Here is an 11,273-nt window from a genome sequence, read left to right as displayed (position 1 = left end):
GATTTAGGGTGGGAGCGGGCTTGCCCGCGATGGGGCCGGCCCTGACAACCTCAATGCCGGATCAGTTTTGAACGCACCTCAGCACCGGCCTGCTCATCCAGTTCCAGCCAAAAATGCTGTTTGCCGGCAATCTCGGCAGCCGCCGGCAAACCATCGCGATACACCAGTCGATTACTCGCCAATGCCGGGACTTTCGCACCGGGTAAAAGGGTGCCGGCAAGGTTCAGCGGATCGACCCCACACACGGCAACCAAACTCCCGTCTAGGGGCCGGCGACGCACTTCTCGCAACAAGGGAATCGCCTCGGGCAGCGCAAATTGTTCGCCCGCCAGGCCACTGACAAACCGTCCACCCCGAATCTCGCCCCGCGCCTCCAGTCGATGGAAGGTACGCAGCAATTCGCGCCAGCTCGGCAGCCAGTCTGCTTCACGCTCCAGCAATCGCCAGAACACCACGCCGTAGCGGCGCAGCAACGTCATAGCAATGTGCTCCAGCGTGTCCGCAGGCGTTGGCGCCGGGCGTTGGTTATCCACAACCGGCGCGGTGCCTGGACGCCTGAGCAGTGCCCAACGCCCCGCATCGTCCATGCCGCCGACAAACGCCCCGCGCCCACGTCGGCTGCTACGATTCTGCCGCTTGCTGATCGGTGTGATCAGTGCCCGCAGCCCGGCGAAGCTGTCGGCGTTCACCCGCCCGGCGCCCACCAGTTCCTGCAGTGCGATTTCCAGTTCCGAGCGCAGCAAGTGGGCTTCGTGCTTCAGCTCATCGAAAAACAGCGCGCCGTGCTGGCTGAGAGCGGCGTGGACCTTTTGCGTTTTTGGCGACAGCTCGCTGACTGGCGTCTGCTCGGTCAACTCGCTCCAGAGCCCTACGCGATTACGTGGCAACAACAGAATCGGCGTGCTACGCAGCGCGGTGCCGGCGCTTTTGTTGCGTGCGGTGAGTCGGGTCCAGACCAGTTTGCCGCTGCGGCACAGTTCATCGAGCCAGGTCGCCGAATAGTCCTTGATGCGCGCCGGCAGGATGTCGCTGTCCCAGGCGGAAGCGGCGGCGGGATAGCCTTCGAACTGAGCGATGATCGTCGGTAATACCGCGCTACCCTGACCTTGCGTAGCACTGGACAGATGCTGCCAGTCGAACAGAAATCGCATGAAATCCTGCAACGCCACCGGCTCGATTTCCCGCCGCAATCGCTTGACCGTGTAGCGATGAATTCGCGCCAGCAGATGCCGTTCGCACCATTGTTCCTCGGTGCATCCCGGCGTGAAACGGCCACGCAGCACGTAGCCTTCGCGCTCCAGCTGCGCCAGGGCCTGGGTGACCTGAGTTCCCGGCAATCCGAGCGGATCGGCAATCGCGTCCAAGGGTAATGGCCCAAAAGCGCTGAGCCTTGCGCGGATAACTTCCAGAACAGCGTCGTCCACTTCCCAGGTCTCATCGAAACCCGGCAGCGCCTCCAGCGCCGGAAATAAAACAGCCTGTGGATAAATGGCCCGCAGGCAGCTCAGGCGTTCCCGTGCCAGCCACAGCGACGGGTTGATCCGGCAGGCACGTCCGCTTTCAGCCAGGGTATTGAGCCAATCGAGCCAGTTTGGGTTGGTCCTGGCTTCGGCGTCTGTGATGCAGGCCAGACTCATCAATGTTTCGTGCATTTCATCGATATTGCCAGGCGTCGGCCAGGCTTCTTCGCCCACGGCGGCAATCGCTTCAGCGTCCAGTGCGCCGAGATCATCGATCGATTGCGGATCGCTCCAGCGTCGATTTATCACCGCTTGCGTGCGGCGTTCCTCCAGCGGCGCGTCGTCGAGAAAGGTGTAGGGGCGGGCGCTGAGGATTTCTGCGGCGAGGGGCGAGGGCGCCGGCAGATCGCGGCTGATCAGGCGGATCTCGCCCCGTTCCATGCGTCGCAGCAGCGCCAGCCAGCCTTCGCTGTCCATGGCTTCGTGCAGGCAATCGTCCAGGGTTTGCTCCACCAGCGGATGGTCGGGGATTTCCCGTTCGCCGGCGAGATTCTCCACGCAGGCGATCTGATCGGGGAATACGCTGGCGATCAGGTCTTCGCTTTTCATTCGCTGGATTTGCGGCGGCACTTTGCGCCCGCCGGTGTAGCGCGGAAGGGCCAGCGCCACTCCGGTATTCCAGCGCCAGCGGACGCCAAACAGAGGTGCGTCGAGCACCGCTTGAACCAGCAGGTGCTCGGCGTTGTTGCTGTGCAGGTAACGCCAGACGTCGTCCAACTCAAAACTGTGGCTGGTGGACAGTGACAGCACGATGGCATCTTCACTGGCGGCGGCCTGCAATTCGAAGTTGAAGGTGCGGCAGAAACGCTTGCGCAACGCCAGGCCCCAGGCGCGGTTGATGCGGCTGCCGAACGGCGTGTGAATGATCAACTGCGTGCCGCCGGACTCGTCGAAAAATCGCTCCATCAACAGCGTGTCTTGCGAGGGCAGCGCACCGAAGGTCTGGCGCGCGGGAGCGAGGTACTCCACCAGTTGCTCGGCGCTGGCCAGATTCAGGCCAAGGGTTTCGGTCAGCCAGTCGAGGCTGGGCTGCAAGTTGCCTGGCGTAGCGCCCAACAACTGATCGAGATGTGCTTGCAGGCGTGCGACGGCCAGCGACAATTCGGCGCTGCGTCCCGGTGCCTCACCGAGCCAGAACGGAATGGTCGGCGGTTGGCCCTGGGCATCTTCGACCCGGACCTTGCCGGTTTCGACCCGCAGAATCCGGTACGAGGTATTGCCCAGTTGGAACACGTCGCCCGCGATGCTTTCCACGGCGAAGTCTTCGTTGACGCTGCCGATGTTCAGCCCTTGGGGCTCCAGCAATACGCTGTAGTCGGCGTTGTCCGGAATGGTCCCGCCGCTGGTCACCGCCGTCAGTTTTGCGCCCCGGCGCCCCCGCAACGTGCGGCTCACGGCGTCGCGGTGCAGGTAGGCACTGCGGATGCCCTGACGTCCGTTGTAACCCTCGGCGAACATTTGCAGCAGCGCCTGATAGTGTTTTTCGTCGAGACCGGCGTAGGGCGAGGCTTGGCGGAACAGAGCCAGTAATGCGTCTTCTGGCCATTCCTGGCAGCTGACCTCGGCAATGATCTGCTGCGCCAGCACGTCCAGCGGGGCCTCGGGTATGTGCAAGATGTCGAGTTCGCCTCGCCGCACGCAATCGAGCAGCGCTGCGCATTCGATCAAGTCGTCGCGGGTGGTGGCGAATAAACGGCCCTTGGGCGTGCCGCCGACTTGGTGCCCTGAACGGCCGACACGCTGCAAAAAACCGGAAATCGAACGCGGCGAGGCGATCTGGCACACCAGGTCGACGTCGCCGATGTCGATGCCCAATTCCAGCGACGCCGTGGCGATTAACACCTGCAGCTCGCCACGCTTGAGCCGCTGCTCGGCGTCCAGGCGAAATTCTTTGGCCAGGCTGCCGTGGTGAGCGGCGACGGCGTCTTTGCCCAGGCGTTCGCTCAAATGGCGGCTCAGGCGTTCGGCCAAGCGTCGGGTGTTGACGAAAATCAGCGTGGTGCGGTGCTCGCGGGCTAGGGTGGCGAGTCGTTCGTAGACCAGTTCCCAGACGTCATTGGCCATCACCGCCGATAACGGCACGGGTGGCACTTCGATGCCCAAGTCCCGTGGACGGGCATGGCCGATGTCGATGATTTCGCAGGCGCGGTCGCGTCCCACCAGAAAGCGTGAGACAGCTTCAATAGGTTTTTGCGTGGCTGACAAGCCGATGCGCACCAGCGGTTCGGCGCACAGCGCCTGCAAGCGTTCAAGGCTCAGGGCCAGATGGCTGCCGCGTTTGCTGGCGGCGATGGCATGGATTTCGTCGACGATCACCGTGCGCGTGGTGCCGAGCATTTGCCGTCCAGAGTCGGAGCCGAGCAGCACATAGAGCGATTCCGGGGTGGTGACCAGTATGTGCGGCGCGGTTTTACGCATTGCCGAGCGGTCTTTTTGCGGCGTATCGCCCGTACGCACCGCTGTAGTGATTTGTATTTCGGGCAGCCCCATCACGCGCAATTGCTCGGTGATGCCCGTCAGCGGGTTTTGCAGATTGATCCGGATGTCGTTGGACAGCGCCTTGAGCGGCGAGACGTAGACCACCAGGGTTTCATCGGGCAGGCCTTCAGGGGTTTCCAGGCCGCGATGGACCAGATCGTCGATGACGGCGAGAAACGCGGTGAGCGTCTTGCCCGAGCCTGTGGGCGCGGCGATCAGGGTCGAGCGGCGCTGGCGGATCAACGGCCACGCCCGGGCCTGGGCGGCGGTGACCGTGGCAAAGGTGTGGCTGAACCAGGCGCTGACGGCGGGGTGAAAGCCGTCCAGGACACTGTCTGCGGGGATGGGCAGGTTCATGTTCTGATTTATGCGGGTGGAGGCGGGAAGATGCAAGTACCGCTCGGGATCTCCAGCGCCTGATAGGGCCTCATCGCGGGCAAGCCCGCTCCCACAGTGTCCGAGTCGTTCACAAATGCCATGTTCACCAAAAAAACCTGTGGGAGCGGCGGTGCGACGATTCGACTTGCCCGCGAAGGGGCCGGTTGCATCACTACAAATCCCATGGATTTACACTTTACGGATGACGGTTGCGCACTAAACCCGCAAAATGCAACGATTCCGGCAACTATCAACGACATCACCTACGAATGTTGTCGATTAAGCCATCGTTTCAATCAGACTGGGCCTGCTGACTCTATGCGAATGCGCCTTATGTTACTGGGCGGCGGAAATGCCCTTGGGCAGGCGCTGATTCGCCTCGGTGCAGAGGAAGACATCGGCTTCCTCGCCCCCCGCCCGCCGCAAGACGGTTGGGATGCCGCGAGCCTGACGCAATTGCTCGACGACACCCGCCCGGACGCGTTGATCAACCTCGCCTACTACTTCGACTGGTTCCAGGCGGAGGCGGTCAGCGAATCGCGTCTGGCCGGGCAGGAGCGCGCGATCGAGCGCCTGGCCGAACTGTGCCAGCATCACAATATCGTTCTGTTGCAGCCATCGAGTTACCGCGTGTTCGACGGCTCCCGAGCGACGGCCTACAGCGAAAAAGATGAGCCAGTGCCCTTGGGCCTGCGTGGTCAGGCCTTGTGGCGAATCGAAAAGAGCGTGCGCGCCACTTGCCCGCAACATGTGCTGTTGCGTTTCGGCTGGCTGCTCGATGACAGCCCCGATGGCACCCTTGGACGTTTCCTCGGTCGGGCCGAGCAACCCGAAGAGCTGCTGCTGGCCGACGACCGCCGCGGCAACCCGACGCCGGTGGACGACGCTGCACGGGTCATCATTTCGGTGCTCAAGCAACTCGATTGCGCCGCGCCGCTGTGGGGCACCTATCACTACGCCGGACATGAGGCGACCACGCCCTTGGCGCTGGGTCAGGCGATCCTCACTGAGGCGCGTGCCTTGCATCCGCTTGCCATCGAAGCTCCGACCGCCCAGGCCCACGCCGTGCGTCCGGACGCTGCCGAAGAACCGCAACATGCGGTGCTGGCCTGCAAAAAAATTCTGCATACCTTCGGGATCAAGCCTCGCGCCTGGCGCGCAGCGCTTCCCGGTCTACTGGACAGGTTCTATCGTCATGGCTAACGGCCCCGTTTTAATCACCGGCGGTGCCGGTTTCATCGGTTCGCACCTGACCGATGCCTTGCTAGCCAACGGCTATTCAGTGCGGATTCTCGATGACCTGTCCACCGGCAAACGCAGCAATCTGCCGCTGGACAATCCAAAGGTCGAGCTCATCGTCGGCGATGTCGCCGATGCCACGCTGGTGGCTCGCGCCATGGCCGGATGCAGCGCCGTGGCGCACCTGGCGGCAGTGGCGTCGGTGCAGGCCTCGGTGGATGATCCGGTGAAGACTCACCAAAGCAATTTCATCGGCTCGCTGAATGTCTGCGAAGCCATGCGCCAGACCGGGGTCAAACGCGTGCTGTTTGCCTCCAGTGCGGCGGTCTATGGCAACAATGGCGAAGGCGAGTCGATCAACGAAGACACGCCCAAGGCACCGTTGACGCCCTACGCGTCGGACAAATTGGCGAGCGAGCATTACTTGGATTTCTATCGTCGCGAGCATGGGCTGGAGCCGGTGATCTTTCGCTTCTTCAACATCTTCGGCCCGCGCCAGGATCCATCCTCGCCGTACTCCGGGGTGATCAGCATTTTCAGCGAGCGCGCGCAAAAAGGCCTGCCGATCACTGTGTTTGGCGACGGTGAGCAGACGCGGGATTTTCTCTACGTAGAGGATCTGGTCGACCTGCTGGTACAAGCCATCGCTAAACCACAGGTTGACGTCGGTGCGGTGAATGTCGGCTGGAACCAGGCGACCAGTCTCAAGCAATTGCTTGCTGCACTTGAGGGGGTGGTTGGCAAACTGCCATCCGTCAGTTACGGACCGGCGCGTTCCGGTGACATTCGTCATTCGCGAGCCAATAACCAGCGGTTGCTGGAGCGCTTCAAAGCACCCACGCAGACACCGATGAGCGTCGGGCTGGCGCGGTTGTTGGAGCAATAGAAAAAGGCGCCTGTTGAGGCGCCTTTTTTTGTAGCTGATCTCACCAACGCACAGCGTCGAGCGATCAATTCACCACCACGTGAATACTGTTTAGAACTTGTAGCCCAGACCGACCATGTAGATGAACGGGTCGACGTCTATGTTCACACGTGCCCGGGTGCCCGGCGCCACGGCGTTGTTTTCAACGGTTGCGCGGGTATCGATGTCGATGTAACGCACTTGGCCGTTGATCATGATGTTGTCGGTCAGCATGTAGTCGGCGCCGACCTGCCAGGCCATGCCCCAGGAATTGTCCGCCTTGAAATTGCTGAAACCGGCAGCGCTGGCTTCGCTGCCAACGTGTTCGTCGTAGATCCAGGTGTAGTTGATGCCTGCGCCCACGTACGGCTGAAACGCAGACTTCCCGTCCAGCGGGTAATACACCACGCTCAGGGTTGGCGGCAGGTGTTTGAGGGAGCCGAGTTTGCCGTTGGCAGCGCTCAGGGCGGTGCCCTTGAGTTTCACGTCGTGCTCGAACGGTGTGGCCGCGAGCAGTTCGATACCCCAATTGTTGGTGATCATGTAGGCGACGTTGAGGCCCAATTGTGTGTCGCTGCTCATGGTCGCCTTGCCACCCAGATCGGCACCGCGCAGCGGGCCTTGGTCGACCTTGACGCTGGAGCTGTCGGCTTCAGGGTTAACGGTGATCGCGCCAGCACGGAGGATGATGTCGCCGGCCTCGTGGGCGTGGGCAAGCGGGGCCGCGAGCGCCAGGGCAATCAGCGAGGCGCCGAGCAAGGACTTGTTCATGGGGGGCTCCAAAGGACGTTAAAAATTTTTGATGTCCAATGGTAAGGCTGCTAACGAATGGGTCTTTTGACTCAGCTCAATGAAAGTGGCATGTCATGAATTTGTGGGTGTTTTTGATGGCCCCTTCGCGAGCAAGCCCGCTCCCACATTAGAACGCGGTCAACTGTGGGAGCGGGCTTGCTCGCGAAAGCGGACTACTTAACAACACAAAAACGACCGGATTCACTCCGGCAGTTCATACAAATAAATCTTGTCCGCCTCCATCTGATACCCGGCATCCGCCAACTCGCTGGTGGAGGCTTTGACCTGCATCGCACCTTCGATCCAGTACGGCTGATACAACTCGTCGACCTTCACGCCCACTTCGCTTTTGACGTGCACGATCTGGTTCGATGGCGGTGGCGGGACGTGGATGCAGGCGCCGAAATACGGCACCAGCAAAAAGTCCGTGGTGCGACCTTCTTCGTTTACCTCCAGCGGCACGATGTAGCCCGGCAGGCGAATGTTCTGTCCATCGAGGTCTTTGACTACCGGCGCGTTGGGCAGGTCTTGCTTGGCCGCTGGCGCCGACTCGGCGGACAGTGCATCGCCTATTTTCGACAGGTCGTGCAGGGGCGTCATGTTCGGTACTTCTGGTGCTGCATCCGGTGGAATCATTTCCGACCAGGTCAGCTCTCTCGGTTCGGCCGCCCACAACGGAAGGGCGACCAGCATCAACAGCGCAAAAACAGCGCGGGGCATGTTCAAAGTCCTCATAGACGGATCGACAGGCCATCGGCCAAGGATTGGCGATAAGCGCGCCAGGCCGGCACGCTGCCCATCAGCAGCGCGGCGATGAGGATGCCACCGAGCAGCGTCCATTCATATTCGCTCGGCCACGCCAGCGGCAGAAACAGGCCGTAATTGGCTTGCACGTAACCTTGGGCCGCCGCAATGCACACGTAAAGCAGCGCCACCCCGGCGACCACGCCGGCCAAGGCCAGGGCAAACGCCTCCAGTATCAGCAGAGTCGCGACGTGCCACGGTCGCGCGCCCACCGAACGCAAAATTGCCATTTCCCGACGTCGTTCGTTGAGGCTGGTGAGAATTGCCGTGAGCATGCCGATCAACCCGGTCAGCACTACAAACAAGGAGACCACGAACAGGGCTTTTTCGGCTGTGCTCATCAGGCTCCACAGTTCTTGCAGCGCCACGCCGGGGAGGATCGCCAGCATCGGTTCGCCACGGAACTCGTTGATTTCTCGTTGAAGGGCAAAGGTGGAAATCTTGCTGTTGAGGCCGAGCATGAACGCGGTGATCGCCTGGGGTGTCAGGTCCATGTTGCGTGCCTGGTCGGCGCTGATGCGTCCATTGCCACGGGCGGGTACGCCGCTGTGCCAATCAATGTGAATTGCTTCCATGCCGCCGAGGCTGATGTGCAGCGTGCGGTCTACGGGCGTGCCGGTGCGCTTGAGGGCGCCGACCACAGTGAACGGCTTGTCGTCATGCTTGACCAGGCTGATCACGGCCACGCCGTGGGACAGCACCAGTTTGTCGCCGAGTTTGTAGTGCAGCGCGTCAGCCACTTCGGCACCGAGCACCACCTCGAACGGGTCGCTGGCGAAGGCTCGACCATCGGCCAATTCCAGGTGTTGCTGGCGACCGTATTGGTAGTGCTCGAAGTACGCCTCGGTGGTGCCCATCACCCGGTAGCCACGGTGGGAATCACCGAGGGACATCGGGATCGCCCACTTCACTTTCGGATTGTTGGCAAAGTGTTCGAAGCTGTCCCAGCGGATGTTGTTGGTGGCGTTGCCGATGCGGAACACCGAATACAAGAGCAGGTTCACCGAGCCGGACCGCGCGCCGACGATCAGGTCAGTGCCGCTGATGGTGCTGGCAAAACTGGCCTTGGCCTCAGTGCGCACCCGCTCGACGGCCAGCAACAGGCAGACTGAAAGGGCGATGGCGAACACAGTCAGAATCGCGGTGAAGCGGCGGTTAGCCAGGCTGGCCATGGCTAGACGAAACAAATACATCTCAGACCTCGGACGGGGTGGCGGCGCGATTGAGTTCGGCCAGCGACAGGTTGCGATCGAACAGCGGCGCCAGGCTCTGGTCATGGCTGACGAACAACAGGCTCGACCCGGCTTCTCGGCATTCGGTAAACAGCAGGCGAATGAAGTTTTCGCGGGCGTCGTAATCGAGAGCTGACGTCGGCTCATCGGCTATCACCAGCTCAGGTTGGCCGATCAAGGCTCGTGCGGCAGCGACCCGTTGCTGTTGGCCGATGGACAGTGAATCGGCGCGGCGACTGAGGATGTTTTCATCCTTCAAGCCCAAATGTGCGAGCAGGGTGGCGGCCGCTTTATCGACGCTGCCGTGACGCTGTTTTGCACGCGTGGCACGCAGTTTCGAAAAGTGGCAGGGCAGTTCGACGTTCTCGCGCACCGACAGAAACGGCAGCAAGTTGAATTGCTGGAAGATGTAGCCGGTGTGGTCGACGCGAAAGTGATCGCGGGCGCCGGCCGACAGTTCGGTCAGCTCCTGGCCCAGCAGGCGAATGTTGCCGCGATCAGGTTTTTGCACTCCGCCGAGCAGGCCGAGCAGGGTGGTCTTGCCACTGCCGCTGGGGCCTTTGAGGAACAGCGTTTCCCCCGGTTCCAGGCGAAAGGCCGGGATATCCAGCAGCGGCGGATGGCCGGGCCAACTGAAGCCCAGGTTGGACAGTTCGATGAGTGCTTGGGTCATGGCGCCGATTTCATGATGTTAATGACCTGTGTAGGAGCTGCCGCAGGCTGCGATCTTTTGCTTCTAAAAATCAAAAGATCGCAGCCTCGTTTCACTCGACAGCTCCTACAGGAGGGGGATCTACGTGACTTCAGAATTTGAGGGAGGCGGCCTTGGCGGTGACTTCGACACCTTGCTGCCCACTCGGGCCGATCAGTTGTACCTGAATTTTCTGGGTCGCCGGGAACGTGTTGAAAACGTTCGCCAGATCCAGGGTCTTCAGCGCTTCAGGCGTGGCGCAGGTGAAGTGGTAGTGGGCGTGGATTTCGCTGTGGTCATGGTGATGTTCGTCCTTGGCATCCTGATCATGATCGCCGTGGGCTTTGGGTTTATCACCAAACAACGGGCTTTCCAGTTCCTGGCTCGCCACGGCACAACCGGCGTCTTTCGGCAGGTTGAACAGGGCCAACGGTTTTTCCAGCTGGGCGCGGACGGCGGCGACTTTGGCTTTGTCGGCATCAGTGGTGGCGGCGTGTTCGAAACCCACCAGGTTCATCGCCGGGCTCTCCAGCTCCAGTTCCAGTGTCTGGCCGTCCAACGCCGCGTTCAGGCGACCGACGCCATGTTCATGGGCGCCGAGGCTGCCGTGTTCATGGTCGTGATCATGCTCGTCAGCCCCATGGGCGACAGCCAGCGGCAACAAGGCAAACGGCAAAGCGAGCAGCAGACGACGCATGGTGAGGCTCCGAAAAGTAAAATGAAGATTATGTTATGTAATCTTATAACGTATTGCCGGAGAGTTTGACTGGCTGCTTGGCGTTGCACAAGTCCCGTGGGAGCATGCAAGTCAGAAATGTGCAGGAGCGGACTTATGTTGCGAATTCGCGGAAGCATCGGCGACTGGCCGGTGGATTTGACGCTGGAGATGGATGACGCCGATTGGGCACGCCTCGGCGCGCAATTGCAGGTGGAGAAAACCGAGGTCGCTGCAACGCCGGCCAAATCGCTGAATCAGGATGATGCGGCGTGGCAGATTGCCAGGGATTTGCTGCGCAAGGCCGGGCAATTGAGCGGTCCGGATTTGCTCGATCAACTGGAAGCGCTGACCGGTAGCGCGGCGGCAGGCAAGCGGCTGTTGGTGCGCTTGCGGCACAGTGCAGATGTGAAAGTGGAGAGTGGCGCGGATACGCCGATTTACCGCTGGATCGAATAAACCGCAAAAAGATCGCAGCCTTCGGCAGCTCCTACAGGGAACCACATTCCCATGTAGGAGC

Annotated in this window: 9 protein-coding genes; 3 read left to right on the top strand and 6 right to left on the bottom strand. The window is 61.3% G+C overall.

Annotated elements, in window-relative coordinates:
- Positions 1-50: 50 nt before the first annotated feature.
- A complete protein-coding gene (locus ACRESJ_RS34320) occupies positions 51-4,355 on the bottom strand; it encodes an Lhr family helicase (protein ID WP_431761850.1) in 4,305 nt (1,434 codons plus the stop codon).
- Positions 4,356-4,694: 339 nt separating this feature from the next.
- Here ACRESJ_RS34320 and ACRESJ_RS34315 point away from each other — a divergent pair, with 339 nt between their 5' ends.
- Together ACRESJ_RS34315 and ACRESJ_RS34310 are read left to right on the top strand one after the other, a co-directional pair.
- Positions 4,695-5,579 carry a sugar nucleotide-binding protein gene (locus tag ACRESJ_RS34315; RefSeq protein ID WP_431761849.1) on the top strand — a complete coding sequence of 295 codons (885 nt, stop codon included), beginning with the start codon at positions 4,695-4,697 and terminating at the stop codon, positions 5,577-5,579.
- Entirely contained in the window at positions 5,572-6,501 is a 930-nt protein-coding gene (locus ACRESJ_RS34310) for an NAD-dependent epimerase/dehydratase family protein (protein ID WP_431761848.1), read from the top strand. The genes ACRESJ_RS34315 and ACRESJ_RS34310 overlap by 8 nt, the downstream gene beginning before the upstream one ends.
- 90 nt (positions 6,502-6,591) lie before the next feature.
- Here ACRESJ_RS34310 and ACRESJ_RS34305 read toward each other — a convergent pair whose 3' ends face one another.
- The 5 genes from ACRESJ_RS34305 to ACRESJ_RS34285 all read right to left on the bottom strand — a co-directional run bounded on the left by ACRESJ_RS34305 (position 6,592) and on the right by ACRESJ_RS34285 (position 10,735).
- Positions 6,592-7,290, bottom strand: coding sequence for an OmpW/AlkL family protein (locus ACRESJ_RS34305; RefSeq protein WP_431761847.1), 699 nt, complete (start codon positions 7,288-7,290; stop codon positions 6,592-6,594).
- A 222-nt stretch (positions 7,291-7,512) separates the two neighbouring features.
- Entirely contained in the window at positions 7,513-8,031 is a 519-nt protein-coding gene (locus ACRESJ_RS34300) for a DUF3299 domain-containing protein (RefSeq protein ID WP_431761846.1), read from the bottom strand.
- Between the two features lie 11 nt (positions 8,032-8,042).
- Entirely contained in the window at positions 8,043-9,308 is a 1,266-nt protein-coding gene (locus ACRESJ_RS34295) for an ABC transporter permease (protein ID WP_431761845.1), read from the bottom strand.
- 1 nt (position 9,309) lies between these two features.
- Complete coding sequence (locus ACRESJ_RS34290; protein ID WP_431761844.1) at positions 9,310-10,020, bottom strand: ABC transporter ATP-binding protein; 711 nt, start codon at positions 10,018-10,020, stop codon at positions 9,310-9,312.
- A 130-nt stretch (positions 10,021-10,150) separates the two neighbouring features.
- On the bottom strand, positions 10,151-10,735 hold the full coding sequence (locus ACRESJ_RS34285) for a DUF2796 domain-containing protein (protein WP_431761843.1): 585 nt from the start codon (positions 10,733-10,735) through the stop codon (positions 10,151-10,153).
- A 135-nt stretch (positions 10,736-10,870) separates the two neighbouring features.
- Between ACRESJ_RS34285 and ACRESJ_RS34280 the strand changes: the two genes are divergently transcribed.
- Complete coding sequence (locus ACRESJ_RS34280) at positions 10,871-11,212, top strand: hypothetical protein (RefSeq protein WP_431761842.1); 342 nt, start codon at positions 10,871-10,873, stop codon at positions 11,210-11,212.
- Positions 11,213-11,273: the final 61 nt, after the last annotated feature.

The sequence above is a fragment of the Pseudomonas sp. genome, assembly GCF_050739655.1.
Taxonomy (GTDB): Bacteria; Pseudomonadota; Gammaproteobacteria; order Pseudomonadales; family Pseudomonadaceae; genus Aquipseudomonas.
Note: the sequence above shows the minus strand (reverse complement) of the source record. Positions and strands in the feature narration are given on the sequence as shown.

Bases quoted from the DNA above. Each gene is read 5' to 3' on its own strand.
- ACRESJ_RS34320 (WP_431761850.1), bottom strand. From the start codon at position 4,355: ATGAACCTGCCCATCCCCGCAGACAGTGTCCTGGACGGCTTTCACCCC.
- ACRESJ_RS34315 (WP_431761849.1), top strand. From the start codon at position 4,695: ATGCGAATGCGCCTTATGTTACTGGGCGGCGGAAATGCCCTTGGGCAG.
- ACRESJ_RS34310 (WP_431761848.1), top strand. From the start codon at position 5,572: ATGGCTAACGGCCCCGTTTTAATCACCGGCGGTGCCGGTTTCATCGGT.
- ACRESJ_RS34305 (WP_431761847.1), bottom strand. From the start codon at position 7,290: ATGAACAAGTCCTTGCTCGGCGCCTCGCTGATTGCCCTGGCGCTCGCG.
- ACRESJ_RS34300 (WP_431761846.1), bottom strand. From the start codon at position 8,031: ATGCCCCGCGCTGTTTTTGCGCTGTTGATGCTGGTCGCCCTTCCGTTG.
- ACRESJ_RS34295 (WP_431761845.1), bottom strand. From the start codon at position 9,308: ATGTATTTGTTTCGTCTAGCCATGGCCAGCCTGGCTAACCGCCGCTTC.
- ACRESJ_RS34290 (WP_431761844.1), bottom strand. From the start codon at position 10,020: ATGACCCAAGCACTCATCGAACTGTCCAACCTGGGCTTCAGTTGGCCC.
- ACRESJ_RS34285 (WP_431761843.1), bottom strand. From the start codon at position 10,735: ATGCGTCGTCTGCTGCTCGCTTTGCCGTTTGCCTTGTTGCCGCTGGCT.
- ACRESJ_RS34280 (WP_431761842.1), top strand. From the start codon at position 10,871: ATGTTGCGAATTCGCGGAAGCATCGGCGACTGGCCGGTGGATTTGACG.